The 25,536-nt window shown below is 71.7% G+C and carries 23 protein-coding genes and 1 riboswitch; of the genes, 10 read left to right on the top strand and 13 right to left on the bottom strand.

The window, feature by feature from the left end:
• Positions 1-3 precede the first annotated feature (3 nt).
• The 4 genes from pknB to thiO form a co-directional block, all read right to left on the bottom strand.
• A complete protein-coding gene (pknB, locus tag ACQPWZ_RS09580) occupies positions 4-1,944 on the bottom strand; it encodes a Stk1 family PASTA domain-containing Ser/Thr kinase (RefSeq protein ID WP_405568877.1) in 1,941 nt (646 codons plus the stop codon).
• 497 nt (positions 1,945-2,441) lie between these two features.
• On the bottom strand, positions 2,442-3,236 hold the full coding sequence (locus ACQPWZ_RS09575; protein WP_340472627.1) for a thiazole synthase: 795 nt from the start codon (positions 3,234-3,236) through the stop codon (positions 2,442-2,444).
• A gap of 6 nt (positions 3,237-3,242) precedes the next feature.
• Complete coding sequence (gene thiS / locus ACQPWZ_RS09570) at positions 3,243-3,443, bottom strand: sulfur carrier protein ThiS (RefSeq protein WP_340472626.1); 201 nt, start codon at positions 3,441-3,443, stop codon at positions 3,243-3,245.
• Positions 3,440-4,612 carry a glycine oxidase ThiO gene (thiO, locus tag ACQPWZ_RS09565; RefSeq protein WP_433571104.1) on the bottom strand — a complete coding sequence of 391 codons (1,173 nt, stop codon included), beginning with the start codon at positions 4,610-4,612 and terminating at the stop codon, positions 3,440-3,442. Before thiO ends, thiS begins: the two co-directional genes overlap by 4 nt.
• A riboswitch (TPP riboswitch) is annotated at positions 4,610-4,722 on the bottom strand. It overlaps the preceding gene by 3 nt.
• 83 nt (positions 4,723-4,805) lie before the next feature.
• Between thiO and ACQPWZ_RS09560 the strand changes: the two genes are divergently transcribed.
• From ACQPWZ_RS09560 to ACQPWZ_RS09535, 6 genes are all read left to right on the top strand, one after another.
• Positions 4,806-5,147, top strand: a complete 342-nt coding sequence (locus tag ACQPWZ_RS09560) for a hypothetical protein (RefSeq protein ID WP_405568874.1) — start codon at positions 4,806-4,808, stop codon at positions 5,145-5,147.
• Positions 5,148-5,188: 41 nt separating this feature from the next.
• Entirely contained in the window at positions 5,189-6,418 is a 1,230-nt protein-coding gene (locus ACQPWZ_RS09555; protein WP_433571103.1) for an NAD(P)/FAD-dependent oxidoreductase, read from the top strand.
• Positions 6,419-6,539: 121 nt separating this feature from the next.
• Positions 6,540-6,905: an Rv2175c family DNA-binding protein gene (locus tag ACQPWZ_RS09550; RefSeq protein WP_313946845.1), complete on the top strand. Its 366-nt coding sequence runs from the start codon at positions 6,540-6,542 to the stop codon at positions 6,903-6,905.
• 88 nt (positions 6,906-6,993) lie between these two features.
• Positions 6,994-7,644 (top strand): thiamine phosphate synthase, encoded by a 651-nt coding sequence (thiE, locus tag ACQPWZ_RS09545; RefSeq protein WP_340472622.1) that lies wholly within the window; start codon positions 6,994-6,996, stop codon positions 7,642-7,644.
• Between the two features lie 75 nt (positions 7,645-7,719).
• A complete protein-coding gene (gene metF / locus ACQPWZ_RS09540; protein ID WP_328860275.1) occupies positions 7,720-8,637 on the top strand; it encodes a methylenetetrahydrofolate reductase [NAD(P)H] in 918 nt (305 codons plus the stop codon).
• A 51-nt stretch (positions 8,638-8,688) separates the two neighbouring features.
• On the top strand, positions 8,689-9,537 hold the full coding sequence (locus ACQPWZ_RS09535; RefSeq protein ID WP_405568864.1) for a hypothetical protein: 849 nt from the start codon (positions 8,689-8,691) through the stop codon (positions 9,535-9,537).
• A 66-nt stretch (positions 9,538-9,603) separates the two neighbouring features.
• Here the strand turns inward: ACQPWZ_RS09535 and ACQPWZ_RS09530 are convergent, their stop codons facing one another.
• The 5 genes from ACQPWZ_RS09530 to ACQPWZ_RS09510 all read right to left on the bottom strand — a co-directional run bounded on the left by ACQPWZ_RS09530 (position 9,604) and on the right by ACQPWZ_RS09510 (position 15,880).
• Entirely contained in the window at positions 9,604-11,076 is a 1,473-nt protein-coding gene (locus tag ACQPWZ_RS09530; RefSeq protein ID WP_433573796.1) for a phytoene desaturase family protein, read from the bottom strand.
• Positions 11,077-11,121: 45 nt separating this feature from the next.
• Positions 11,122-11,739, bottom strand: coding sequence for a DUF4126 domain-containing protein (locus tag ACQPWZ_RS09525; protein WP_405568861.1), 618 nt, complete (start codon positions 11,737-11,739; stop codon positions 11,122-11,124).
• A 489-nt stretch (positions 11,740-12,228) separates the two neighbouring features.
• Positions 12,229-12,837, bottom strand: coding sequence for a TetR/AcrR family transcriptional regulator (locus tag ACQPWZ_RS09520; RefSeq protein WP_327684717.1), 609 nt, complete (start codon positions 12,835-12,837; stop codon positions 12,229-12,231).
• Between the two features lie 30 nt (positions 12,838-12,867).
• On the bottom strand, positions 12,868-14,955 hold the full coding sequence (locus tag ACQPWZ_RS09515) for a YhgE/Pip family protein (protein ID WP_433571102.1): 2,088 nt from the start codon (positions 14,953-14,955) through the stop codon (positions 12,868-12,870).
• On the bottom strand, positions 14,927-15,880 hold the full coding sequence (locus tag ACQPWZ_RS09510; protein WP_433571101.1) for an ATP-binding cassette domain-containing protein: 954 nt from the start codon (positions 15,878-15,880) through the stop codon (positions 14,927-14,929). Before ACQPWZ_RS09510 ends, ACQPWZ_RS09515 begins: the two co-directional genes overlap by 29 nt.
• Positions 15,881-16,038: 158 nt before the next feature.
• Here ACQPWZ_RS09510 and ACQPWZ_RS09505 point away from each other — a divergent pair, with 158 nt between their 5' ends.
• The 3 genes from ACQPWZ_RS09505 (at position 16,039) to ACQPWZ_RS09495 (ending at position 18,191) form a co-directional block, all read left to right on the top strand.
• Complete coding sequence (locus ACQPWZ_RS09505) at positions 16,039-16,578, top strand: SAV_6107 family HEPN domain-containing protein (RefSeq protein ID WP_340472616.1); 540 nt, start codon at positions 16,039-16,041, stop codon at positions 16,576-16,578.
• A 182-nt stretch (positions 16,579-16,760) separates the two neighbouring features.
• Positions 16,761-17,543 carry a class I SAM-dependent methyltransferase gene (locus ACQPWZ_RS09500; protein ID WP_356699186.1) on the top strand — a complete coding sequence of 261 codons (783 nt, stop codon included), beginning with the start codon at positions 16,761-16,763 and terminating at the stop codon, positions 17,541-17,543.
• 249 nt (positions 17,544-17,792) lie between these two features.
• On the top strand, positions 17,793-18,191 hold the full coding sequence (locus ACQPWZ_RS09495; protein WP_313946857.1) for a DUF3040 domain-containing protein: 399 nt from the start codon (positions 17,793-17,795) through the stop codon (positions 18,189-18,191).
• 410 nt (positions 18,192-18,601) lie between these two features.
• Here the strand turns inward: ACQPWZ_RS09495 and ACQPWZ_RS09490 are convergent, their stop codons facing one another.
• The 4 genes from ACQPWZ_RS09490 to ACQPWZ_RS09475 all read right to left on the bottom strand — a co-directional run bounded on the left by ACQPWZ_RS09490 (position 18,602) and on the right by ACQPWZ_RS09475 (position 24,157).
• On the bottom strand, positions 18,602-21,022 hold the full coding sequence (locus ACQPWZ_RS09490) for a transglutaminase TgpA family protein (RefSeq protein WP_433571100.1): 2,421 nt from the start codon (positions 21,020-21,022) through the stop codon (positions 18,602-18,604).
• Positions 21,019-22,368 carry a DUF58 domain-containing protein gene (locus tag ACQPWZ_RS09485; protein WP_340472613.1) on the bottom strand — a complete coding sequence of 450 codons (1,350 nt, stop codon included), beginning with the start codon at positions 22,366-22,368 and terminating at the stop codon, positions 21,019-21,021. The genes ACQPWZ_RS09490 and ACQPWZ_RS09485 overlap by 4 nt, the downstream gene beginning before the upstream one ends.
• A complete protein-coding gene (locus ACQPWZ_RS09480) occupies positions 22,368-23,414 on the bottom strand; it encodes an AAA family ATPase (RefSeq protein WP_313946860.1) in 1,047 nt (348 codons plus the stop codon). The genes ACQPWZ_RS09485 and ACQPWZ_RS09480 overlap by 1 nt, the downstream gene beginning before the upstream one ends.
• A gap of 200 nt (positions 23,415-23,614) precedes the next feature.
• Positions 23,615-24,157, bottom strand: a complete 543-nt coding sequence (locus ACQPWZ_RS09475) for a beta-class carbonic anhydrase (RefSeq protein ID WP_340472612.1) — start codon at positions 24,155-24,157, stop codon at positions 23,615-23,617.
• A 345-nt stretch (positions 24,158-24,502) separates the two neighbouring features.
• On the opposite strand from ACQPWZ_RS09475, the gene rsmH reads away from it, so the two are divergent.
• Entirely contained in the window at positions 24,503-25,459 is a 957-nt protein-coding gene (gene rsmH / locus ACQPWZ_RS09470) for a 16S rRNA (cytosine(1402)-N(4))-methyltransferase RsmH (protein WP_383236512.1), read from the top strand.
• The last annotated feature ends 77 nt before the right edge of the window (positions 25,460-25,536 follow it).

Raw genomic sequence — 25,536 nt, 5'->3', positions numbered from 1 at the left:
TGGCTAGATTCCCTTGGTCTTGATGGTGATCGTGCTGCCCTCGGGCGCCTTGCCGTCCGCGGCCGGGGACTGGCTCTCGACGGTGTCGCCCAGGAAGGGGAAGGCCTTCTCGACGTCCACTTCGAAGCCCGCGTCCTTCAGCTCGGCGGTGGCTTCGTCGACGCTCATCCCGACGACATCGGGGACGTCGATCGCGCGCGGCCCCTTGGAGACGGTCAGCGTGATCGTGTCGCCGGAAGCCAGCTCGGCCCCCTCGGCCGCCGACTGGCGGGCGACGGTGCCCGCCTCCTGGGGGGAGTTGACCTGCGCGGGAGCGACCTTGACCGTGAAGCCGGCGTCCTCCAGCTCGCCCGTCGCGTCCTCGACGGAATCGCCGATCACGCCCGGGACCTCGACGGGGGAGCCCTTGCTGACGACGATCGCGATCGCCGAGTCCGGGCTGCGCCGGGCGCCGGCCGCCGGCTCGGTGCTGACGACACGGCCCTGGGGCACGTCCTCGCTGAACTCCTTGGTGACCACCCCGGGCGCGAGCCCTGCCTTCTTGAGCTTGCTCTCGGCCGTGGCGAGCGGGTCGCCACCGACGTCGGGGACCCTGACGATCTTCGGGCCGCGCGAGACGATGAGCGTCACCGAGCCGTTGCCGCGGATGCGTTCGTTGGTGCCGGGGTCGCTGTTGATGACCGAGCCGCGGTCGACCGTCTCGCTGAAGTCGCGCCGGACGCTCTTCACATCGAGGCCGGCGTCCTTGAGCTCCTGCCGGGCGTCCTTCTCGGACTTGCCGATCAGGGCCGGGACGCGGGTGAACTGCCCGGAATTGATGTACCAGACGCCGGCTCCGGCGCCGAGCACCAGGAAAACGGCGACAAGGATCGCGACCACACCGCGCCGCGGCACGCGGGAGCGGCCGGTGCGGTCCGGGCGGTGCTGCGGAGGCGCGGGCGGCATCGCCATCCGGGCCGTGTGGTTGACCTGCGGCTCTTCGCCCGGCAGTACGCGTGGGATGACGTCCGTACGCTCATCGGGGCCCGCGTCCGCGCCGGTCGCGTACGTCTGCGGCTCCTGCTGGAGCGCCTGCGGAGGCACCAGGTCCAGCTGGTCGTCGCCGAGCGCGGCACGGGCCTCACGGACCAGTGCGAGCAGCGCCACCGCGTCGTACGGGCGGATCTCGGGATTGCGGGCGGTGGCACTCGCGACCAGCTCGTCGAGCTCGACGGCGAGGCCCGGGACGAGCGCGGAGGGCGCCGGAATGTCCTCGTTCAGATGCTGGAAGAGCACCTGGGCCGGGGTGTCGCCGGAGTGCGGCTTGGAGCCGGTCAGCATCTCGTAGAGGACGACACCGCACGCGTACACATCGGCACGGGTGTCGGCCGTGCCGTACTCGATCTGCTCAGGGGCGAGGTAGGAGACGGTGCCGAGGACGGTGCCGGTGGTGCTGGTGACGGAGCCCACCGCGCGCACCAGGCCGAAGTCGGCGACCTTGACCCGGCCGTCGTCCCCTATCAGCACGTTCTCCGGCTTCATGTCCCGGTGGACGAATCCGGCCCGGTGGGCAGCGCCGAGCGCGGCGAGCACGGGCTCCAGGATGTCCAGCGCGGCCCGCGGCTGGAGCGCTCCGCGCTCGCGCAGGACGTCGCGCAGGGTGCAGCCCGCCACGTACTCCATGGCCAGATAGACGTACGCACCTTCGGCGCCCTGGTCGAAGACGCCCACCACGTTGGGGTGGGAGAGCCGGGCGACGGACTTGGCCTCGCGGATGAAGCGCTCCACGAAGGAGGCGTCCGTCGCGAGGGCGGGGTGCATCACCTTGAGGGCGAGTTCCCGGTCGAGTCTGGTGTCGACCGCCCGGTAGACCGTGGCCATACCGCCGACGGCGATACGCGCGTCGACGCGGTAGCGGCCGTCGAGCAGCTGCCCGACGAGGGGGTCCTTGAGGGTCGTGTCCACGCGGGAGATTCTACGAGTCACCTCGGACACCCCTGACGTCCCGGGGCGGGACCGGAGCCGTACTGCAGCCGAGCTGTGACAGCAGACGCGCTTGTGCGGGGCCGGTCCGACACGACCGGCTTTCGAAGGGGGAGAGGCGGCGGGACGGGCGGAGGGGGACGGGTGCGGGGTGCGGTGGGGGTGCGGTGTTCGGGGGGTCGCGCCTCAATCGCGGGCGCGGCCGGAAATCGTCCCTGCGCCTCGATCGCCGGCGGGGCATGAGCTTGGCCCCTGCGCGGGGAGGGCGATGCCAGCCCGTCCGGCGTTCGAGGACGAAGCCTGCGCCGCATGGGGCCGAGCTGGGCGGGTGCGGCTCCTTGCGGGGGGCGCTGCCCCCGGACCTCCGCGCCTCAATCGCCGGCGGGGCTTGATGTTGTCCCCGTGCCTCTGATGTGGCCCGCCCGCCTCAGTCGCCGGCGGGGCCTGATGCGGCCGCGCCGGGAGACCCTCCGTACGCGTCAGAACGCCGGGCGTTCCGGGTCCAGGTGGGCGCGGCCGTCCTGGGGGGACGAGGCCTCGGCGAAGTGGCGGCGGGGGATGCGGCCCGCCCGGTGGGCCAGGCGGCCCGCCTCCACCGCGTGCCGCATCGCCTCCGCCATCAGGACCGGCTCCTGCGCCCGGGTGACGGCCGACGCCAGCATGACCGCCGTGCAGCCCAGCTCCATCGCCAGCGCCGCGTCGGACGCCGTGCCCGCGCCCGCGTCCAGGATCACCGGCACGCGCGCGTGCTCGACGATCAGCTGGAAGTTGTGCGGGTTGCGGATGCCGAGGCCGGAGCCGATGGGGGAGCCCAGCGGCATGATCGCCGCGCAGCCCACGTCCTCCAGCTTGCGCGCCAGCACCGGGTCGTCGTTGGTGTACGGCAGGACCGTGAACCCGTCGTCGACCAGGGTTTCCGCCGCGTCGAGCAGCTCGATCGGATCGGGCAGCAGCGTGCGCTCGTCCGCGACGACCTCGAGCTTCACCCAGTCCGTCCCGAGCGCCTCGCGCGCGAGACGGGCGGTCAGGACGGCCTCGCCCGCGGTGAAGCAGCCGGCCGTGTTGGGCAGGACGCGGATGCCGAGCCGGTCCAGGACGCAGAGCACGGAGCCCTGGACCGTCGGGTCCAGGCGGCGCATCGCGACGGTGGTGAGTTCGGTCCCGCTCGCGATGAGGGAGCGTTCCAGGACGTCGAGGCTGGGCGCACCGCCGGTGCCCATGATCAGCCGGGAGTTGAAGGTGCTGTCACCGATGGTGAGACGGTCGTCGGCCATGGCTGATCAGCCTCCCTGGACTGCGGTGAGGACCTCGACACGGTCGCCGTCGTCGAGCAGGGTGCCCGCCCATGCGCTGCGCGGGACCACCGCCTCGTTGACGGCGGCGGCGACGCCGGACCGGGCGGCGGTCAGCTCCGTGACCAGGGCGTCGAGTGTGGTTCCGGTGGCGAGCATCCTGGTCTCGCCGTTGACGGAGACGTTCATGCGGGCTGCTCCTGGGAGACGGCGGAGAAGCGGCGAGGGGTGAAGGGGCGGGCCTCGTCGGGGAGTGAGCCCGAGACCAGGACCGCCGCCATCACATCGCCGGTGACGGGTGTCAGGAGGACCCCGTTGCGGTGGTGTCCGGTGGCCAGATGCAGGCCGGGGAGCGCGGTCGGGCCGAGCAGCGGCGCGTTGTCGGGGGAGGCGGGGCGCAGCCCTGCGCGCGTCTCGGTGAGTGGCAGCTCCGTGATGCCGGGCACCAGCTCATGGGCGTCGCGCAGCAGCTCGTACACACCGCCCGCGGTGACCGTCGTGTCCCAGCCCAGTTCCTCGCTGGTCGCGCCGACGACCAGCTCGCCGTTCTCGCGCGGCACCAGATACACATCGCTGCCGCGGACCACCGCACGGACGGTCCTGGACAGGAAGGGCGCGTACGCGGGCGGCACGGTCAGGCGCAGGACCTGGCCCTTCACGGGACGCACGGGAGGCAGCACATCCGCCGGGACCCCGCTCAGCCTGCCGCTCAGGCTGCCGCCGGCGAGCACCACCTGGTCGGCGGTCAGCTCCTCCCCGTCGGCGAGGACGACACCGGCCGCCCGGTCGCCCGTGACCGACAGCCGTTCCGCCCAGCCGTGACGGAAGACCACTCCCGCCCGCTCGCACGCCGTGACCAGCGCGGACGCGAGGCGGCGCGGGTCGACCTGGTGGTCGCCGTCCACCCGCAGACCGCCGCGGACACCGGGAGCGAGCATCGGCTCCAGGCGCCGGCACTCACGGCCGGTCAGCCATTCCGAGGCGAGTCCGGAACGCCGTTGCAGGGCGTGCAGTTCCCGCAGATGGGCGCGGTCGTCGGCGTCGAGCGCGACGGCGAGCGTCCCGCAGGCGCGGTAGCCGACGCTCTGTCCGCTCGCCTCCTCCAGCTCGGCGACGAACGCCGGATAGCGCTGTGCGGAGGCGACGTTGAGCGCGAGCAGCGTCTGCTCGCCGTAGTGCAGTTCGGTGACGGCGGCGAGCATGCCCGCGGCGACCTGCGCCGCGCCGCCGCCCGGCTCCGGATCGGCGACGGTGACGGCCAGCCCGCGCTGGGCCGCGCGCCAGGCCGTGACCAGTCCGATGATTCCGCCCCCGACGACGAGAACGTCTGAGGCGCGCGTTTCTTGGATACGCGACATGGGCGTCCAGCCCCTCCCTTCGCCGGCATGACCCGGATCAGGTTCGTACGGTCGGAGGCCGTCCAGCCTCCCTCTCAGCCCGGTGCGTCCGGACTCCCGCGAGTGTCTTACGGTGGCCACCCTAACCCCGGGCCCGGTGTCGAGTTAAGGGAGCGACAGCCTCCCAAGGCCTGCGGTACAGGAGGTGTTCTTGATGGCGGGGTCGCTCGACGGAGTCGTTCTGGTGCCGGTCGCGGACCAGGCTCCGGGCCAGGTCGGCACCCGTACCCGCTTCACGTACCACGAGCGGGACGGGCACATCTGGGCCGAGTACGCGGGCGGTGACGTGGTCCGCGGTCATCTGGTGGGCACCCGTCAGGGGGACCGGATCGACTTCCGTTATGTGCAGTTGAAGACGGACGGCCGTACCGCGTCCGGGCACTGTGTCTCGACGATCGCCGAGCTGCCGGACGGCAGACTGCGCCTGGAGGAGAGCTGGGAGTGGGAGTCGCAGGAGGGCAGCGGGACGAGCGTCGTGGAGCAACCGCTGTCCTGACGAGCTGTCAGATGGGGTCGCCGGATGCGTAAGGTTGACGGGTGAGCGAGCAGCAGACACAGCAGGCACGGCGCGTGGTCGTCGTCGGAGCCGGGATGGCGGGCGTGCAGACCGCCGTGGCCCTGCGCGAACAGGGCTTCACCGGTCCGGTCACCCTCATCGGCGCCGAACCCCATCAGCCGTACGACCGTCCCCCGCTGTCCAAGGCCGTCCTCCTCGGCAAGGCGGAGGGCTCGGCCTTCGACGTCGACTTCGAGGCCCTCGGCATCGGGCTGCGGCTCGGCTGCGAGGTGACGGCCGTCCGGCCGCAGGAGCACGAACTGGACACCGAGGCCGGGCCCGTCCCGTACGACGTCCTGGTCATCGCCAGCGGCGCCGAACCCGTCCACCTGCCGGGGGCCGCATCGGTGCCCGGCGTCCATCTGCTGCGCACCCTCGACGACGCCGCCCGGCTGCGTCCCGTGCTCGCCCGGCAGCACGACATCGTGGTCGTCGGCGCGGGCTGGATCGGCGCCGAGTTCGCGACGGCGGCCCGAGAGGCCGGCTGCGCGGTCACCGTCGTCGAGGCCGCGGACCGCCCGCTCGCCGGCGCGCTGCCCGCCGAGGTCGCCGCCGCGATGACCGACTGGTACGCGGAGTACGGCATCGAACTGCTCACGGGCTCACGGGTGGAGGAGATCGAGCCCGGCACGGTGATTCTCTCGGACGGCAGGCGGCTCGCCGCCGGGGCCGTCGTCGTCGGCATCGGCGCACGGCCCGCCACCCGGTGGCTCACCGGCTCCGGCATCGCGCTCGGTCCGGACGGCGCGATCACCGCCGACGAGTATCTGCGCACCTCGCTGCCCGATGTGTACGCCGTCGGCGACTGCGCCTCCTTCCCGTCCGCCCGCTACGGACAGCGGCTGCTCGTGCACCACTGGGACAACGCCCTCCAGGGACCGCGCACGGTCGCCGCCAACGTCATCGCGGAGGACCTCGGCGAACCCGCGCAGATCTACGACCCCGTCCCGTACTTCTGGTCCGAGCAGTTCGGCCGGTTCGTGCAGTACGTGGGCCACCACGCGGTCGCCGACACACTGGTGTGGCGCGGGGACCCGGCGAGCGCCTCCTGGTCGGTGCTGTGGCTGCGGGAGGGCGCGCTCGTCGCCCTGCTCGCGGTGGGCAGGCCGCGCGATCTGGCACAGGGCCGCAAACTCGTCCTGACGGGCACACGGCTGGATCCGACGACGGCCGCGGACCCCTCGGTCCCTCTGAAGGCCGCTTCGCTGTGAGCGGGCTCTCTCCCGACAGTTCGTCGCTGACCTGCACATTCTCCCCGTTTCCGGGCTGATCGGGGCGTCCGTGTGGGGGGCAGCGCTACCCAGTGTCAGTCCCAGATGGCAGGCTTGTCCTGTGACCGAGATTGACGCAAAGATCGATGCTCTCGTCCCCGCCTGGCTCACCCTCCCCGACATCGCGGAAATGCTCGATGTCGAGGTGACGCGCGTCCGGCAGCTGGTCAAGGAGGGCCAGCTGATCGCGGTGCGCCGAGGTGAGAACCGGGTGCTCCAGGTTCCCGCCGCCTTCATCAGCGGCGAGAAGGTCGTCAAGGGCCTCTCCGGCACCCTGACGCTCCTGAGGGACGACGGCTTCTCCGACGAAGAGATGCTGGAGTGGCTCTTCACCCCCGACCCGACCCTGCCCGGCACCCCCGCGCAGGCGCTCAGCGAGAATCGCGGCACGGAGGTGAAGCGCCGGGCCCAGGCGCTCGCCGTCTGACGCCCTGAAGACACCATCAAGCGGTGTGCGGGCGGGGCCGCAGAAGTCCTGCCCGCACACCGCCGACCCGCCCCGGGGGGAAATCGCCATGTCCACGGCTCGCGCACTGCTGTCCGACGCCCGGCTCTATCTGTGCACGGACGCCCGCAGGAAGCAGGGCGACCTCGCCGCGTTCCTGGACACGGTGCTCGCTTCCGGGGTCGACATCGTGCAGCTGCGCGACAAGGGTATGGAAGCGGCCGAGGAGCTGGAGCACCTCCAGGTCTTCGCCGACGCCTGCCGCCGGCACGGCAAGCTGCTCGCCGTGAACGACCGCGCGGACGTCGCCCATGCCATCGGCGCCGCGGTCCTGCATCTGGGGCAGGGCGACCTGCCCGTCCCGGCCGCCCGCGCCATCCTCGGCGACGACGTCCTCATCGGCCGTTCCACGCACGCCGCCTCCGAGGCCGCCGCGGCGGCCGTCGAGCCCGGCGTGGACTACTTCTGCACCGGTCCCTGCTGGCCCACGCCCACCAAGCCCGGCCGGCACGCCCCCGGCCTGGACCTCGTGCGCTCCACCGCCGCGCTGGGCACCGACCGGCCCTGGTTCGCGATCGGCGGCATCGACGCGGGCAATCTGGACGAGGTGCTCGACGCGGGCGCCCGCCGGGTCGTCGTCGTCCGGGCGATCACCGAGGCGGCCGATCCCGGGGCCGCCGCCGCCCATCTCGCCAAGCGGATCGGCGAGCGCGGAGAGTAGGCCAAGGGCGAACAATCGGTGTCCGATGGGTGGACTCCGGTTGGGTCACCCCCTGGGCGTGGATAACCTGCGAGTATGGCCCTCGGAACAGCTTCCACCAGGACGGACCACGCACGGACGGTGCGTGAGCTGCTCGCGACCGGCAAGACGTCCTACTCCTTCGAGTTCTGGGCGCCGAAAACGGAAAAGGGCGAGCGCAACCTCTGGAACGCTCTGCGCCGGGTCGAGGCGGTCGCCCCCAGCTTCGTCTCCGTGACCTACGGCGCCGGTGGCTCCACCCGCGCCGGCACGGTCAAGGCCACCGAGCAGATCGCCGCGGACACGACGCTCACTCCCGTCGCGCACCTCACCGCGGTCAACCACTCGATCGCCGAGCTGCGGAACATGATCGGCCAGTACGCCGACGCGGGCATCCGCAACATCCTCGCGGTGCGGGGCGACCCGCCCGGCGACCCGATGGGCGACTGGGTCAAGCACCCCGACGGCGTGCAGTACGCGGCCGAACTGGTGCGCCTGATCAAGGAGTCGGGCGATTTCTGTGTCGGCGTGGCCGCCTTCCCGGAGATGCATCCCCGGTCCGCCGACTGGGAGACCGACACCCGGCACTTCGTCGACAAGTGCCGCGCCGGCGCCGACTACGCGATCACCCAGATGTTCTTCAGGGCCGAGGACTATCTGCGGCTGCGCGACCGGGTCGCGGCCGCGGACTGCGCCACCCCGATCATCCCCGAGATCATGCCCGTCACCAGCGTCAAACAGCTCGAGCGGTTTGCCCAGCTCAGCAACGCATCGATCCCTGAGGACCTGAAAGAGAGGATCCTCACGGTCAAGGACGATCCGGCGGCTGTACGCTCCATGGGGATCGAGTTCGCAACGGAGTTCTGCGCGGAGCTGCTCTCCGAGGGTGTCCCCGGACTGCACTTCATTACGCTCAACAACTCCACGGCGACGCTCGAAATCTACGAGAATCTCGGACTGCACGAGCAGTTGTGATCGGTCGTACCCGACCCGACCGGGGGCGGCGGCCGAAGGAGAGGGGCGGGCATGGGCTGGACGGTCCTCTACGTCGCGTTCGGAATCGTCGCGCTGTGGCTGCTCGGCGAGGTGCTGCTGCAGTACAAGGCGCGGCTGCGCTGGCGGCTGCTGGCCTTCGGCGGATTCCTGTGTGTCGTCTTCGGTGTGCTGCTGCCGTCCGTGGTCGTGATCGCGCTCGGTGCCATCGCCTTCGCCGTGGGACAGACCTATGTGACGCTCTCCTTCCGTCGCGGCTTCTCCACCGGCTGGGCCCTCGGCGGCAGTCCCGGCGCGAGCCGCCGCCGCAAGTCCGGTGGCCGGCAGGGCGAAGCCGCCACCCGTGAGCCCACATTGGAGGTGTCGGACCTCGCCTACGAGGCTCCCGCCGCCCCCGACCTGGACCCCGAGCCGGTCTACGAGCCGCAGCCGCTGCCCGACGACACCGGGCAGTACGGCGTCTACAGCGACGCGGCCTACGCGGCGATGCAGCAGGACCAGGACGGCCAGAACTACGGGCAGCCGGCGGGCCGCACCGACGGCCAGTACGACCCGTACTACGGCTACGACCAGCAGCCCACGGGTCAGGACGCCTTCGCCGGGCAGTACGACTACGGCACCGGCCAGCAGCAGTACGCCGCGTACTCCGACCCCTACGTGGGCGGCCAGCAGTACAGCACCTACGAGAACTACGACAGCTTCGGCAGCCCGCAGCAGCAGCAGTACACCGATCCGTACTACGCGCAGCCGTCGTACAGCGACACCCCGCCCGGCGGGGTGTGGGTGCCGCAGCAGCGGGACACCGACCAGCAGGTGCCCGGGGAACAGCAGTCGCCGTACGGCTACGACAACGAGTACAACGAGCAGCAGTACCGCTTCTGAGCCGCGGTCGGCCCCCTTCTGGGCCGGCGCCGCCAGACGTCCGTCAGCGCCGGCGTCCGCCGCGCCTCACTGTGAGCCGCGGAAGTCCGCGCCCTCCACGATGAGTCCGGCCACCAGTGCCCCCGACATGCCGGCGTGCGCCAGTCCGCCGCCCGGGTGCGCGTGTCCGCCGACCAGATGGAGCCCGGGCAGCCGGGTGCTGTTCGCGGGGTGCAGATACCGGCCGCCGAGCCCGGCCAGCGACGGCGCCGGGACGGCACCCGTCTCGGCGGGCGTCAGGATCTCGTGCCACAGCGCCCGTGCGCGCAGGTCCTCGACGGCTGTCCCCGCGGCGTCGATCAGCGCTTCCGCGCAGCGCTCGCGCAGGGCCTTGTCCCTCCAGTCGACCGCGCCGCCGTGGCCGGTCACCGTCGCGGTGAGGGTGACCGCCTCGTGCGCGTCGTCCGGGCGGATGCGCGGGTCGTCGGGCCGCAGCACGGTGACCGTGGGCCGCTCGGCGAGACGGCCGCCGAAGACGGCCGCCGCCTCCGCGCCGGTGTCGGGGGAGTGGACCACGCTCCGGTGGACGGCCGAGGCGGGCCGCGCCCCGCTCAGTCCCAGCAGGACGGTGAACCGGCCCGGCAACTGCCCTGCGTCGGGCCCCCCTTGCGGGCGTACGTCACCGTCCTCCCACAGCTCCTGCCCGGCCGCAATCGCGGTGTCCGCGCCCGCCACCACATGGTCGGCCTCGGCGACCGCGCCCCCGGCGAGCTCGACGCCGGCCGCGCGACCGTCCCGCACGACGACCGACGTCACCTCCGACCCGAAGCCGAACTCCACCTTCCGGGCCAGACAGCGCTCGTACACCGCACGGGCCAACTCCCGCATCCCGCCCGCGACATACCAGCTGCCGAACGTCTGCTCCATGTACGGCAGCAGGGCGGCGCTCGCGGGGGCGCGCCGGGGGTCCAGGCCGTATGCCAGGGCGCAGCCCTCGAAGAGCGCGGCCAGCCGGGGGTCGGCGAGCTCCAGGGCGCCGACCTCGGCGACGGTGGCCGCCTGCCGGGTGCGCAGCATTCTGCGCTGCCGCAGGGCCGGGTAGGGATCCCGGCCCAGCACCTGCCAGTCGTCCCACAGGGGCTCCTCCAGCAGCGGCCGGCGGGAGCGGTCCCAGGCGTCCCGCGCCCGTCCGAGGAAGTCGCCCCACCGCTCACCGGCTCCGGCGCCCAGCGCCGACTCCAGCGCGGAGACGATGCCCGCCCGTGAGGCGTTCGGAAGGGTCACCGCGGAGCCGTCGGCGAAGAGGTGCCGGCTCGCGGGGTCGACCTCGGTCAGGCCGACGCACCGCTCCAGCGGCTCTTTGCCGGTCTTCAGGAACAAGTCCCGCCAGACGGCGGGCAGATGCAGCAGACCCGGTCCGGTGTCGAAGACGAACCCGTCGCGTTCGAAGGCGCCCAGCGCGCCGCCGTACGTCGCCGAACGCTCGTACACCGTCACCCGGTGGCCTGCCACGGCCAGCCGGGCGGCAGCCGCCATGGCGCCCATCCCGGCGCCGATCACCGCAATCCGTGCCATGTCAGGGACTGTATCGGCCGCCTGTGACACTCAGCCCGGAGGGCGGCCGGCCACCGTGGCGGCCAGTCGTTTCTCCTCGCGGCGCTGCGCTCTGCGGCGCAGGAACCTGCGGATCCTGGACGCCAGGAACACCACGACGACGATGCCGAGGACCAGCAGCGTGGCGGCGATGATCGCCGCGGCCACCGGGTTGAAGACGGCAAAGGTGATGATCCCGGCGACGCCCAGGTCCTCGGCGACGCTCATCGCGACATTGCTGAACGGCTCGGGCGAGGTGTTGATCGCCATCCGGGTGCCGGACTTGACGAGATGGCTCATCAAGGCGGTCGAGCCGCCGATGGCGCCGGCCGCGATCTCCGGCAGCGACCCGCTCTCCCCGGCCAGCAGCGCGGCCACGACCGCGCCCGCCACCGGGCGGATCACGGTGTGCACCGCATCCCATATCGAGTCGACATAGGGGATCTTGTCCGCCACCGCCTCGCACAGGAAGAGCACACCGGCGACGACGAGGACGTCGGTGCGCTGGAGCGATTCGGGCACCTCGTCGGAGACCCCGGTGGCGCCGAAGATGCCGAACAGGAGGATCACCGCATAGGCGTTGATCCCGCTGGCCCAGCCACTGGTGAAGACGAGAGGGAGTACGGACACGGACGCGATCGTAACCAGAGGCGGGCCGCCGCGGGTGGGGATGAGCGCGGACGACTGAGTACCCGTACCTAGTGGGAGAGATGAGTAGGCGGGCGGATGGGGCGCCACGTGCGCAGAGGGAAGAGTGGAGACCACGGAAGGGGCGCAGCGCCGGCACCGCCGACACGGGGCGGCGGAACGGCGCGGCTCCCCTGACGGAACGGGGGGTGCACGACGGAGAACCCATCGACCACGGGTTGTCCGGCACCACAGGGGGACACAGGGGAACGGGGACACGGGGGGTACCGGGGAAACACGGGGGACGCACGGGGGACAAGGACGCCGGTCCGGCACGGCTCGGGAGACCGAACCGCGCCGGACCGGCGTCTTTTCCTGCGCCCGTCGACGGGCCGGTCGCATCACGCCTGCCCCCCGACAGGCGTCATTGCGTCCGGTCTCCGTCCGGTCGCATCGTGCTCCCGGCGAGCCCCCGAGGGGCCCCGGGAGGTCTCAGCGGCCGCTCACCCGGCCGTGCAGCAGCCGCGAGAGCGCCGCGTGCACGTCGTCGATCGACCGCTCCCGCTGGAAGGCCTGCCAGTCCAGCGCGGCCACCAGCACCATTCCGACCAGCGCTGCCGCGGTCAGCGAGATGTCGATCTCCTCGCTCAGTTCGCCGTTCTCGACGGCCTCCCGCAGCACCGTCTCGACCACCGCCACCGCCTGCTGCCGGACGACCAGGAGCGTCGACTGCCAGGCGCGGTTGGTGCGCCACAGCTCGGCCACGTACAGCTGGGTGAAAGCCGGATAACGGTCGATGAAGACCAGGCCCGCCCGGATCATGGCGTCCAGCGCCTCGACCTTGGTACCGCCGCGCTCCGCCGTCTCGTCGGCCGCGGACTGGAGCGACGCCGTGAGGAGGCCGACGCCGTACCGCAGCAGCTCCTCGAAGAGCTCGGTCTTGCTCTTGAAGTTGTAATAGACCGTGCCCTTGGCCACGCCGGCGCGCTCGGCGATCTCGTCCACCGTGGTGGCCGAGAACCCCTGTTCGGCGATGAGCGTCACCGCGGCTTCGTAGAGCTTCGCCCGGGTCGCCCGGCGTCTGGTGCTACTGCTGTCCATGACATCGATTCTCACAGGTCCGCCGCCCCTTCAGAGGCTCAGCTCGGGGTGCAGGCGGTCGAGCGTCCACACCTGCTTGCGGCGGGCGGAGATCGCGGTGAGCGCCAGCGCACCCGCTGTGAAGGCGATCATGACGGCACTCGCCTCCCACACCGGGCCCAGCCCGCCGCCCGTGATGAGCCGGCGCAGTGCGTCGACGACATAACTCATCGGGAGGAAGGGGTGGATCGCGTTGAAGAACGCCGGGCTCGTCTGGACGGGGTAGGTGCCGCCCGCCGAGGTCAGCTGGAGCATCAGCAGCGCCAGGACGAGGATCCGGCCGGCCGCCCCGAACCGGGCGTTCAGCCACTGGATGATCGCGGCGAAGCAGAGAATGACGAGCGCCAGGAAGCCGACCGTGCCGGCCGCGTGGACCATCTGCAGACCGACCGTCCAGTGCAGCACCGACATCAGCGCCACGACCTGCACCAGGCCGAGGGCCACCACCGGCAGCCAGCCCGCCACCGCGATCCGCCAGGCAGAGGCGCCCGCGGCGAGCGCCCGCCGGTTCAGCGGCGAGATGATCATGTACGCCACCATCGAGCCCACCCACAGGGAGAGCGGGATGAAGTACGGGGCGAATCCGGTGCCGTAGTTGGGCGCCTTGTGCAGGGACTGGCTCGCCAGCTTCACGGGGTCGGCCATCACCTCGGTACGGCGGTCCCGGTCCTTCTTGTCGTAGTCGGGGATCTTGTCGACGCCGTCGTTCAGACCGCCCGCGAGCTCGTCGGAACCGTCGGCGAGTTTGAACAGACCGCCGTCCAGCGTCCCGGCACCCTTCTTGAGCCTGCCCACGCCCGTGTCCAGTTCGGTGGAGCCCGACCGTGCGGTGCTCAGACCCGAGTGCAGCTTGTCCGCGCCCTGAGCGACCTTCCTGGCACCGGAGTTGAGCTCGTTGACCTTCTTGACGGCCGACTCCAGGTCGTCGTCGAGCCGCGGTGAGCGCCGGGCGATCTCGTCGGCCTTCTTCTGGAGATCGGCGAGCCGGGTGTCGAGCTTCTTGAGGTCACCCTGGTGGTCCTTCACCACGGCGTCGACATCGTCGGCGACCTTCGCCACGTCCTTCGCCGCGTCCCTGGCACGCTCCAGAGCCGAGCAGGCACCGGCGTCCGGCAGCAGGGCGTCCTCGCAGCGGGAGCGGTGGAGCGCTGCCAGCTCGTCGGCGGACTTGTGCGCGCGTGCGGCCGCGGCCGGGGCGCTCTTCACCAGATGGTCGAGGGTGTGGCGGACGGTCCGGGAGGAGTCGGAGACCAGACGGGCCGCGTCACCGATCGACTTGCCGTCGTCCCGTACGTACGGGCGGATACCGGCGGCCACCGCGTTGACCTTGTCGGCGAGTTGCTGGGTGCCGCCCGCGACCTTGCGGGAACCGGTCTCCAGCTCGCTCGCACCCTTGGAGAGCTTCGACAGACCGCCGACGAGTTTGCCGCTGCCGTCCTTCGCGTCCTCGAGGCCGTCGGCGAGCTCCTTGGAGCCCTTCTTGGCCTTGCCGATGCCGCCCTTGAGCTGGTCGGCGCCCTTGGCCGCCTTCTCCGTCGCGTCGTGGATGCTCGAGAAGGAGATGAAGATGCGGTCCAGGAACGAGCGGGACGCGTCGGTCGACGCGGCCGTGCGCACCTCGGCGAAGACCGTCCGCGAGATCTGGCCGACGATGTAGTTGTTGGCGTCGTTCGTACGGACCTGAAGGGCGCCGGTCTCGGGGGAGTTGCCCGAACTCGACGCGATGCGCTCACTGAAGTCCCCGGGCATGGTGAGCGAGAGGTAGTACGCGCCGTCCTCGACGCCCTCGCGTGCCTCGGCCGCACTCACCTCGTGCCACTCGAAGACGTCGCTCTCGCGCAGCCCCTTGGTGATCTCGTCGCCGGCCGTGATCTTCCTGCCCTCGGCCCGGGCACCCTTGTCGTCGTTGACGAGAGCGACGGGGATCCGGTCCAGCCGGCCGTACGGGTCCCAGAAGGACCACAGGTACAGCGCGCCGTAGAGCAACGGCAGCAGCACCACGGCGACCAGTGCGGCACGCGGCAGTTTCCCCCTGCCGAACCGCTTGAGCTCAAGCGCGGCCAGTTTCGGCGAGCGCATCGGCCGTCCCCTCCTCGGTGGTGTTCACGACGGTGGTCTCGTCGTGGGTGCCGGCGTGGTCGGTGCCGGTGTCGTCGGTGGTGCCGGCCGTGGTCCCGCCGTCGGTGCCGGTGTCGTTCGTGGTGCCGGTGGTGCCGGCCGTGGTCCCGCCGTCGGTGCCGGTGTCGTTCGTGGTGCCGTCGCCCTGACTGTCGTCGTCCGGGTTGCCGTCGGCCGGGCTGTCCGTGCCTCCGCCGGTGCTGACGACGACGGTCGCCCCCTCGGGCGCCTCGCTGCAGACCGCCAGCACGGTCGTGCCCGACTCCGCGACCGAGCGCAGCAGCCGCCACGCCTCGGCCCGGTCGGCGTCGGAGAGTTTCAGATCGGCGTCATCGACGGCGAGCAGCCGCGGCCGGCCGATCAGTGCCAGGGCCACGGACAGCCGCAGCGCCTCCAGCCGCTCCAGATCGCGTACGGAGGTGCGTTCCCGCTTGGGGAGCGTGGCCGTGTCCAGCGCGGCGGCTTTCAGCGCCTCGTCGACACGGCTCCGTGCCTCCTTCGCCCGCTCGGCGCGCGGCCTCAGCAGGGCGCGCAGCGAGGCGTCGAAACGGCGCTGCAGCAGGGCGCGTTCGCGCAGGTGCTCGCCGACGGTCAGCGCCGGGTCGAGCTCGCTGACCCCCTGCACGGGGCCGAGCGCGCTGATCCTGCGCACCGCGGCCATCTTCCGGGGCAGCGGCAGTCCGGCGACCTCGGCGCCCCCCTCGGTGGGACGCATACGGCCCGTGAGCGCGAGCAGAAGACTTGTACGGCCCGAACCGGACGGGCCCACGACGGCGATGAGCGAGCCGGGCTCCGCCTCGACGGCGACCGACCGGAAGGCCCAGCCGCGCGGGCCCTCGAGCCCGAAGTCCTCGGCAGTGACGGCTGCTCCGTGCGGGCTGTCCACGTGCCCTCCCCCAATTTTTGAACTGACCAGTCAGTGCAAAAACTACTACCGAACCTACGATCGAAGCAAAGGAGCAGGTCAGGGCCGATTGTCAGTGGGGGCCTCCACGATGGACACATACGGCCACAGTGCCGTCACACGACGACAGGAGGTTCGTCATGGCCAGCTCCTACGCAGCAGCCGCACACCGGCGCCGCGCCACCGGCCCTGCCCCCTCACTGACCGGACCGGCGAGCGACGTGCACCCCGTCCTGCGGCGGGCCACCGCGCCCCCCGCCGCCCTCGACCTCCTCGCCCAGGCCCGTACCGGACTGGACGAGGCAACCACCCTCGAAACGCCCAACGAGCGCTATGCCACGGCCCACCTGGCTGCCCTGCGCACCGCCGCCGCGGTGCTCGCCGCGCGGGGCCGCCCGGAGACGAACGAGCGACGACGCCGACGGATCCGGAGCGCTTGGGAAGTGCTCCCCGAGATAGCACCCGAACTGGCGGAGTGGAGCATCCTGTTCGCCTCGGGCGCCACCCGCAGGGCACGTGCCGAGGCGGGCATACAGGGGGCGGCGAGCACGCGCGACGCCGACGACCTGCTGCGTGACGCGGCCATGTTTCTGCGCCTGGTGGAACGGATGCTGGTGCTCCAGCCCGCCCTGCCGCAGCCCCGGACGGAGCCGCCGGGGAGGGGTGACGCCGCGGGGTGAGGCGGCCACGGAGCAGCCACCGGAAAGGGTCCGCGCCGCGGGGTGAGACGCAGCGCTGGGACGTCCGGCCGAGGCAATAGGGTGGGAGATGTCGTGCGTTCATCGACGTCGGTCATCGCTCACCGCCCGCCCCGCCCGCGTTCCAGCAGCCCGGGGCGGCACCGCCCGAGGAGTCAACTGCCGTGCCGGACCCGTCCCCCGGTGGGAAGACCCCACCGCGTCAGCCCCGCTCCGCCCTGCGCACCTCGGTCGTCTGGGAGGTCCTCAAGGACGCCCTGGACCGCCGGGCCAAGGTGACCGGGACGGACAGCCTGGACGTCCTGGACACCGGCGGCGGCAGCGGTTCCTTCGCGGTGCCCGTCGCCCGGCTCGGCCACCGCGTCACCGTGGTCGACCCCAGCCCGAACGCCCTCTTCGCGCTGGAGCGCAGGGCCGCGGAGGCCGGAGTCGCCGACCGGATCAAGGGCGTCCAGGGGGATGTGCACGGCCTCTTCGACGTCGTCGAGCGCGACGGTTACGACGCGGTCCTCTGCCACGGCGTCCTGGAGTACGTGGACGACCCGGCCGAAGGCGTGCGCAACACGGTCGCCGCCCTGCGGGCCGACGGCACCATCAGCCTGCTGGCCGCCGGCCTCGGCGGTGCCGTCCTCGCCCGGGCGCTCGCCGGGCACTTCACCGAGGCCCGGCAGGCGCTGACGGACCCCGCGGGCCGCTGGGGCGACGGGGACCCGATGCCCCGCCGCTTCACCGCGGAGCAGCTCACCACGCTGGCCTCCGACGCCGGTGTGGAGGTCGGCGCGGTGCACGGCGTGCGCGTCTTCGCGGACCTCGTTCCCGGCGTCCTGGTGGACACCGAGCCGCGCGCTCTGGAGGCTCTGCTCAAGCTGGAGGCGGCCGCGGCCGAGCTGCCCGCCTTCCACTCGGTCGCCACCCAGCTGCACGTACTGGGCGAGAAGCGCGCCTGATCAGCGGCGCAGCCGCACATGGAGTACGCCACAGACCCCCCGATCGTGGGCTCGGCCCCGTATGATCGGGGGACACCATCCGGCATGACGGATCGGCGGTTGGGGAATCTACGCCTCAGCAGCCAAGCCGCCATGGCGGCCCGGGCGGTGAACAGGCATAGAGGGCGGGTTTCACGGGGGCGATTCCCTGCCTATCCTGAAAGGGCCGCATACCGGTCGCCCCCCGCGGCCGACGACTAGGAGGACTCCGTGCCGCTCTCGGAGCACGAGCAGCGAATGCTCGAGCAGATGGAGCGAGCGCTGTACGCCGAAGATCCCAAGTTCGCTACAGCGCTTGAGGGAAGCGGGCTGCGTACGTACACCCGGCGACGGGTCTACCAAGCGGTCGCCGGCTTCCTGGTGGGTATCGCGCTCCTCATGGCCGGAATGGTCGCGCAGCAGATCTGGATCAGCGTGGTGGGTTTTCTCGTCATGCTCGGCTGTGCGGTCCTGGCGGTCACCGGATGGCGCAAGGCGCCGAAACCGGGTGAGCAACAGACCCTGGGAGACGCGCCCGCAACCGCGCGTCGCCAGTCCCGTCAGCGCAAGTCGATGATGGACCGGATCGAGCAGCGGTGGCAGCGCCGCCGCGACGAGCAGGGCCACTGAACCACCGCGGTCCTCGCGGAGGAGCTCACCGAGCAGGTGAACTGTTCGCGTGAGCTGCCGTGGTGGGATCGCGAGGCCCGGCCCGTGCGCCGGACCGGCGTGCCCCGGATTCGGGTGTCCGACCTTTCGCGTGCCTCGGGTCCCTGCGGCCCGAGTCCCGACTGTCCCGAGGCTCCGTTTCCCGAGTCCTGGGATCCGTTTCTCGGATTGAAGAGTCCCGGACACCACGTGCGGACGCCCTGTGTGCCGGAGGCATCGGTGCCGGAATTCCCCGGCCGATCCCGTCCCCGCAGGGCCGGATCCCCGAGTACTCAGCCCCCTGAATATGACCCCGGCGCATGCGCCGGCCCGGAGAACGGGTGAGGGGCCGACGCCCGAAGCGTCGGCCCCTCACCCGTTCTCGTGGTGTCTCAGCCCCGCTGGCGCGACGGACGGCGCAGGAACCCCGCCCACCGCTCCGGGGCCCAGCGGCTGCCGCGCCAGCTGTCCGTGAGCGACGCCCAGCGGCCCGAGAGGTCCCAGACCACCCGTACGGTCGAGCGGGGCAGCAGCAGCGCACGCAGCCGGGTCCCACGGCTCGTTCCGGACCGCAGTCCCTCCCGGATGCGGGTCACGTCGTCGCTCAGCCCCGTGCCCGGCTTGGGCACCGGCGCATAGAGCACCTGCTCGACGGCGCCCGCGATCCGGTGCACCGCGTCCGCCGCCTCGCCCTCCAGACGGCCGAGCCGCACGATGCGGGCCGCGGTCTTGCGTGCTGTCTGCGACTCGTCGGGGAGGATGCCGAAGTCCCAGGCGGTGTCCGTGACCTCCAGCCAGGCCGCGAGGGTCCGCGCCCCGGCGTCGGCCGGTGTGCGTCCGCCGGAGCCCAGCCGGCGTGCGGTGACTCTCAGCCGCCACAGCATCGGCAGCAGCGGCACACCCACTCCGAGCAGCACGGCCAGGCCCACCAGCAGGGTGGTCTTCAACGGGAAGCCCGAATCGCCGGGCGGGGTCAGATCCTGCGGCGCTGCCGCACCGCATTCACCGAGCTGCCGGGCCTGGGCCGGGCAGCGCTCGGAGGCGGACGGGGCGACGCTGGGTGCGGTGGAGGCGGTCGCCTCGGGCTGCGTCGGGCTGCTCGGCCCGCCCGACGGGGACTCCGAACGGGTGTACTCCGGTGCGGTGCCCCGGCTCGGGGTCGGCTCGAACCGTGTCCACCCCACGCCCTCGAAGTACAGCTCCGGCCAGGCGTGCGCTTCCTTCAGACCCACCGACATGCTGCCGTCGGCCAGCGGACTGCCCGGCGTGAAGCCGACCGCGACCCGTGCCGGAATGCCGAGCGTCCGCGCCATGGCGGCCATGGAGAACGAGAAGTGGACGCAGAATCCCTGCTTCTGCTGGAGGAAGCGGGAAATGGCGGAGACGCCCGTACCGGACTGGACATCGGTGTCGTAGGTGAAGCCACCGTCGACGGCGAACCAGTCCTGGAGCTTCACCGCCCGCTCGTAGTCGTTCGCGGCGCCTTCGGTGACCTTCTTCGCGGTGTCCTCGACCACGTCGGGCAGCACGTCGGGCACCTTGGTGTACTCGCGCACCAGCGAGGCCGGGGCCGGCGGAGCGCTCGCGAGCTGCTCCGCCGTCGGCTTCACCATCAGGCTGCTGACGGAGTACTTCGCGCCCCGGGTCGACTGGCCGCTGTCGCCGACCACCGTCCGGCCGACGGGCTCGAAGCGCCAGCGGCCTTCGATGTCCACGTCGGTCGCCGGGTAGGGGAGGGGCAGCCAGCTCTGCCGGTAGGAACCGGCGGCCGTGATGTTCGTTCTGATCTCGGTGGCGCCGACTGACGGGCTGAGACCGTCCGGCTGCGGAAGGCGGCGCGGGATGTCGGTGATGTCGCGCTGCGAGGTCTTCCACGCCGTGCCGTCGAACTGGTCCAGCGCCACGATCCGCAGATAGAGGTCCTGGGTGTCCGGTGCGTTGGTCCGGTAGCGGATGACCTCGCGGTTGTCGGGCTGCCGCAGGCTGTCCTGGAGGGAGACCAGCGGGTTCACCGCGTTGATCGTGCCGCCGCCCCCGCCGCCCGTGCCGTTACCGGTGGAGGCCAGCAGGCCGCCGTCCAGGGCCGGCAGCGCCGCCGGGACCACGAGTGCCACGCCCAGTGCGAGAGCGCCGATCCGGCGCCCGGTGCGCACCGGGGCGAGCGGATTGCCGCCGGCCGAGTCGAAGCCCTGCGCACCGCGCCCCTGTACGGGCACGGCTCCGCCGAAGACCCGGCCCCACTGCGAGAGCCGGTCCCGGCCCTCGGCCAGCAGGAGTACCAGATAGCCGCAGGCGGCCAGCAGGAACCACAGCCAGCTCGCGCCGCCGCCCGCCAGGCCGGCCGCGACCGAATAGAGCGCGAGGAGTGGCAGACCGGCGGGTGCGGCGCTGCGGAAGGTCACCGCGAGGGCGTCCACCGCCAGGCCGATCACCATGACCCCGCCGATCACCATCAGGCGGATGCCGTCGGTCGCGGGCGCCGGGATCGCGTACCGGCCGACGTCCTCGCCGCCGGCGGAGAGCAGGGTGCCGAAGTGCTGGAACGCCTCCGGGCCCGGCAGTACGCCGAGGAGCGCGTGCTCCCGGGCGAAGACCACCGTGAGCAGCAGCAGTGCGACGAGCGCCTGCACGAGGACGGTGAGCGGCCTGGCCAGCGGCACCCGCCGGGTCAGGGCGCCCGCGCCGCTCTGGACGGCCAGCAGGAAAGCCGCCTGCACCATCCAGCCCGCCGTGTCGATCAGCGGCAGGATCGCGCCCGATGCCATCAGTGTGGCGGCGAACGCGCACAGCGCCAGCCGTCCGCGACCGCTCATGTCCAACCCCCAGAATTGCCGTTCGTGCTGCTGGACTCGGTGCGCTGGCGGCCCGCCTGCTGCCACAGGTCGGCGAGCGGGGCCCCCGGCGCCACGGCGAGCGCGGTCCAGCCGGACTCCCGCAGCAGCCGCAGCCGCTCGTCGACCGCGCCGGCCACGGCACCGCTCGTCACCCAGGTCCCGCTGTCGAGGACGAAGGCCACGGCGGCGCCGCTGCGATGGCGCATCCGCGCGGCGAGCGTCGCCTGCTCCTCGTCGAGGTCGCCGAAGAACGCCACCAGGAGTCCTTCGTTCCCGCCGCGCAGCACGTCGTACGCCCGGGAGAGCCCGCCGCCGTCGGAGTGGTCGACGACCGCGAGGGTGTCCATCATCAGACCCGCGGAGTCCGCGGACTCCTGGGTCGAGCCCGCGAACCCGTCCGCGCCCTCGCCCGGCACCGAGCTGCCGGTGTCGGTCAACAGCCGCACCGCGAAGCCCCGTTCGAGCATGTGGACCAGCGCTGACGCGGCGCCCGAGACGGCCCATTCGAAGGCCGAGTCGGGACCGGCCCCCTGATAGGCGGCGCTCCGGGTGTCGAGCAGCACGGTGCAGCGCGACCGCTGGGGCTGCTCCTCACGGCGCACCATCAGTTCGCCGTAGCGCGCGGTGGAGCGCCAGTGCACCCGGCGCAGGTCGTCGCCATGCCGGTAGGTGCGCGGGATGACGTCGTCGTCGCCGGCCAGCGCCAGGGAGCGCTGGCGCCCGTCGCCGTACCCCGAGGCCTCGCCCGCCAGTCGCACCGACGGCAGCGACTCGGTCCGCGGGATCACCGTGAGGGTGTCGAACGCGCTGAACGAACGGGTCAGTTCGCACATCCCGAACGGATCGCTCAGCCGCAGCTGGAGCGGCCCGAGCGGATAGCGCCCGCGCAGGTCCGACCGCACCCGGTAGGACACCTCGCGGCGTCCGCCGGCCTCCACGCGGTCGAGCACGAACCGGGGCCGCGGGCCGAGGACATACGGCACGTGGTCCTGGAGCATCAGCAGTCCGGTGGGCAGCCGCGAGACGTTGTCCATCCGCAGATGCACCCGGGCCTCGGAACCGGCCGGCACCCGCGACGGCGAGAGCCGCCTGCTGCCCGCGACCCGGTAGCGGGTGCGGTAGAGCACGGCCACACAGACCAGGGGCAGCACGGCGAGCAGCAGGCCGACCCGCAGCAGATCGCTCTGCCCGAGGACGTACGCGCAGATCGCCGCGGCGATGCCGGCCGCGAGGAACGAGCGGCCGCGTGTGGTCAGCCCGCCCAGGGCCGCACGCACTCCGCCCGAGGCATTGCCCTCGGCGGCACCGGGGCCCTCGGACGACATCACAGCCGCCGGGCGCCGGGCTGCTGGCCGTAGAGCGGCGGCTGGACCGGACGGCCCGCGATGTAGGACGTCTCCGTGCCCTCGGCCGTGGGCACGGGGGTGCGCTGAAGGATCTCCAGCACGACCTGCTCCGCGGTGCGCCGGTTCAACTGGGCCTGGGCGGTGGGCAGCAGACGGTGCGCGAGCACCTGCACCACGAGCGACTGGACGTCGTCCGGCAGTGCGTACTCCCGGCCGTTGAGCGCGGCCGTGGCCTTGGCGGCACGCAGCAGATGCAACGTGGCACGCGGCGATGCACCGAGTCTGAGGTCCGGGTGGTTACGGGTGGCCGCGACCAGCTCCACCGCGTACCGCCGGACGGAGTCGGCGACATGCACGGTGCGCACCGCGTCGATCAGCTTCACGATGTCGTGGGCGTGCGCCACCGGCTGAAGGTCGTCCAGCGGGGAGACTCCGCCGTGCACGTCGAGCATCTGAAGCTCGGCCTCCGCGCTCGGATAGCCGATGGAGACCCGCGCCATGAAGCGGTCGCGCTGAGCCTCCGGCAGCGGGTAGGTCCCCTCCATCTCGACCGGGTTCTGCGTGGCCACCACCATGAACGGACTGGGCAGTTCGTAGGTGTTGCCGTCCATCGTGACCTGGCGCTCCTCCATCGACTCCAGGAGCGCCGACTGCGTCTTCGGCGACGCACGGTTGATCTCGTCGCCGATCACGATCTGGGCGAAGATCGCGCCCGGTTTGAACTCGAAGTCGCGCTGCTGCTGGTCGAAGATCGACACACCGGTGATGTCCGACGGCAGCAGGTCCGGCGTGAACTGGATACGCCGCACGGAACAGTCGATGGATCGCGCCAGCGCCTTGGCCAGCATCGTCTTGCCCACGCCCGGGACATCTTCGATGAGCAGATGTCCTTCGGCGAGCAGCACGGTCAGCGAAAGCCGTACGACCTCTGGCTTGCCCTCGATCACACCCTCGACCGACCTGCGGACACGATCCGCGGTGGTGGTCAGATCTGTGAGGCTCGCTCGATCGTCATAGGTCGTCACCCGGCCCTCCTCGGCCCGTTCTACGGGCCGGTGCGTATGGAACGGCCCGGCCCACCAAAAACACGAACACCGGTCTCCGGAAGTTCCGGAAGGGTGTCACAGACGCATTCTTGTTGGCGTTACCGCTTCGTGTCACTCGCCTGTGGACAACTGAGAGGGATTTGCCGGATCTGCTCTGTTATCTCCGGGTGTTCGTCCGGTCACACCGCGGGGTCGATCTCCCGCAACAGCCCCTGCTTCACGTCGAAGACAAAGCCGCGGACGTCGTCGGTGTGCACCAGGAACGGGGAGGTACGCACCCGCTGCATCGACTGGCGCACGTCCTGGTCGACGTCGCGGAACGCCTCCACCGCCCACGGCGGACGCTGCCCCACCTCGTCCTCCAGCTCGTGCCGGAAGTCCTCGGTCAGCGACTCGAGACCGCAGCCCGTGTGGTGGATGAGTATGACGCTCCGGGTGCCGAGGGCGCGCTGGCTGATGGTGAGCGAGCGGATCACGTCGTCCGTGACCACGCCGCCGGCGTTCCGGATCGTGTGGCAGTCGCCGAGTTCCAGGCCGAGCGCGTCGTGCAGGTCGAGCCGCGCGTCCATGCACGCGACGACGGCCACCTGGAGCACGGGGCGGGCGTCCATGCCCGGGTCCTGGAAACGGGCTGCGTATCGCTGGTTCGCTTCGACGAGACGATCGGTGACCGTCCCACCCGTACGCGCGGCGTCGGCGGAGTGGTGCGCAGAAGTCGTCATGACAATGACGGTAATGGGCACAGGCCTTCGAAGCCTGCTGTGAGAGGGGACAAAGAACATCAACAAGGCTTGTTGTGAGCTAACCCACAGGGGGGACACGGAAGGGCCCGTTCGGGTGAAGTGCGGTCATTCGCGACGGGTGTGTCACCCCTGCGCGACGCGCCAGCCGGTTGATTGACCGAAGGGGCCGGTGGACTAAAGTGACGCGCAGTTCACCGACACATCCTGCACGTTCACACCCTGCACATTTCCAAGAGTCTCCCCGCGTGTGCGGCATTCACGTACGGCTCGGCCTCCCTCCGCTCGCCGGTCGGTCGAGGCCCGCGGCGGACCTGAGAGGGCGCTTTGAGCAATACCCGACACGTCCCGGTGATGCTCCAGCGGTGCCTGGACCTGTTGGCCCCGGCCCTGGAGCGACCGGGTTCGGTCGTCGTCGACTGCACCCTCGGCCTCGGCGGACACAGCGAGGCGCTGCTCACCCGGTTCCCCGAGGCGCGCCTGGTCGCCCTCGACCGGGACAAGGAGGCCCTGCGCCTCTCCGGTGAACGGCTCGCCCCCTTCGGAGACCGAGCCACGCTCGTCCACGCCGTCTACGACGAACTCCCCGATGTGCTGGGCCGCCTCGGCATCCCGCGCGTCGAGGGCGTCCTCTTCGACCTCGGTGTCTCCTCCATGCAGCTCGACGAGGCCGACCGCGGCTTCGCCTACGCCCAGGACGCACCGCTCGACATGCGGATGGACCAGACGACCGGCATGAGCGCCGCCGAGGTGCTCAACACCTACCCGGCCGGCGAGCTGGTGCGGATCCTGCGGGCGTACGGCGAGGAGAAGCAGGCCAAGCGGATCGTCTCCGCGGTCGTGCGGGAGCGCGAGAAGGAGCCCTTCAGCAACAGCGCCCGTCTGGTCGAGCTGATCCGTGACGCGCTGCCGCAGGCCGCCAAGCGCACCGGCGGCAACCCGGCCAAGCGCACCTTCCAGGCCCTGCGCATCGAGGTGAACGGCGAGCTCAGCGTGCTGGAGCGGGCGATCCCGGCGGCCGTCGGGACGCTCTCGGTCGGCGGGCGGATCGCCGTGCTGTCGTACCACTCGCTCGAGGACCGCCTGGTCAAGCAGGTCTTCGCGGCCGGCGCGGCCAATACGGCCCCGGCCGGTCTGCCCGTGGTCCCCGAGGAGTACCAGCCGCGGCTGAAGCTGCTGACCAGGGGCGCGGAACTGCCGACGGAGGACGAGATCGCCGAGAACCGCCGCGCCGCGCCCGCGCGTCTGAGGGGTGCGCAGCGCATCCGGGAGGACGTGCGGTGAGGCAGGCGCCCCGGGCTGCCCGGCCGGCCACGGCCGCGAGGCCCGTGCCGAGGGGACGGACAGGTCGAGAAGCGATC

The organism is Streptomyces sp. CA-251247, assembly GCF_050952975.1.
Taxonomy (GTDB): domain Bacteria; phylum Actinomycetota; class Actinomycetes; order Streptomycetales; family Streptomycetaceae; genus Streptomyces; species Streptomyces achmelvichensis.
Note: the sequence above shows the minus strand (reverse complement) of the source record. Positions and strands in the feature narration are given on the sequence as shown.

What these genes read in the sequence shown, in the direction of transcription:
- ACQPWZ_RS09575 (WP_340472627.1), bottom strand. Translation starts at nt 3,236, where the DNA reads ATGGCCGACGACCGTCTCACCATCGGTGACAGCACCTTCAACTCCCGG.
- thiS (WP_340472626.1), bottom strand. Translation starts at nt 3,443, where the DNA reads ATGAACGTCTCCGTCAACGGCGAGACCAGGATGCTCGCCACCGGAACC.
- thiO (WP_433571104.1), bottom strand. Translation starts at nt 4,612, where the DNA reads ATGTCGCGTATCCAAGAAACGCGCGCCTCAGACGTTCTCGTCGTCGGG.
- ACQPWZ_RS09560 (WP_405568874.1), top strand. Translation starts at nt 4,806, where the DNA reads ATGGCGGGGTCGCTCGACGGAGTCGTTCTGGTGCCGGTCGCGGACCAG.
- thiE (WP_340472622.1), top strand. Translation starts at nt 6,994, where the DNA reads ATGTCCACGGCTCGCGCACTGCTGTCCGACGCCCGGCTCTATCTGTGC.
- metF (WP_328860275.1), top strand. Translation starts at nt 7,720, where the DNA reads ATGGCCCTCGGAACAGCTTCCACCAGGACGGACCACGCACGGACGGTG.
- ACQPWZ_RS09535 (WP_405568864.1), top strand. Translation starts at nt 8,689, where the DNA reads ATGGGCTGGACGGTCCTCTACGTCGCGTTCGGAATCGTCGCGCTGTGG.
- ACQPWZ_RS09520 (WP_327684717.1), bottom strand. Translation starts at nt 12,837, where the DNA reads ATGGACAGCAGTAGCACCAGACGCCGGGCGACCCGGGCGAAGCTCTAC.
- ACQPWZ_RS09515 (WP_433571102.1), bottom strand. Translation starts at nt 14,955, where the DNA reads ATGCGCTCGCCGAAACTGGCCGCGCTTGAGCTCAAGCGGTTCGGCAGG.
- ACQPWZ_RS09505 (WP_340472616.1), top strand. Translation starts at nt 16,039, where the DNA reads ATGGCCAGCTCCTACGCAGCAGCCGCACACCGGCGCCGCGCCACCGGC.
- ACQPWZ_RS09490 (WP_433571100.1), bottom strand. Translation starts at nt 21,022, where the DNA reads ATGAGCGGTCGCGGACGGCTGGCGCTGTGCGCGTTCGCCGCCACACTG.
- ACQPWZ_RS09485 (WP_340472613.1), bottom strand. Translation starts at nt 22,368, where the DNA reads ATGTCGTCCGAGGGCCCCGGTGCCGCCGAGGGCAATGCCTCGGGCGGA.
- ACQPWZ_RS09475 (WP_340472612.1), bottom strand. Translation starts at nt 24,157, where the DNA reads ATGACGACTTCTGCGCACCACTCCGCCGACGCCGCGCGTACGGGTGGG.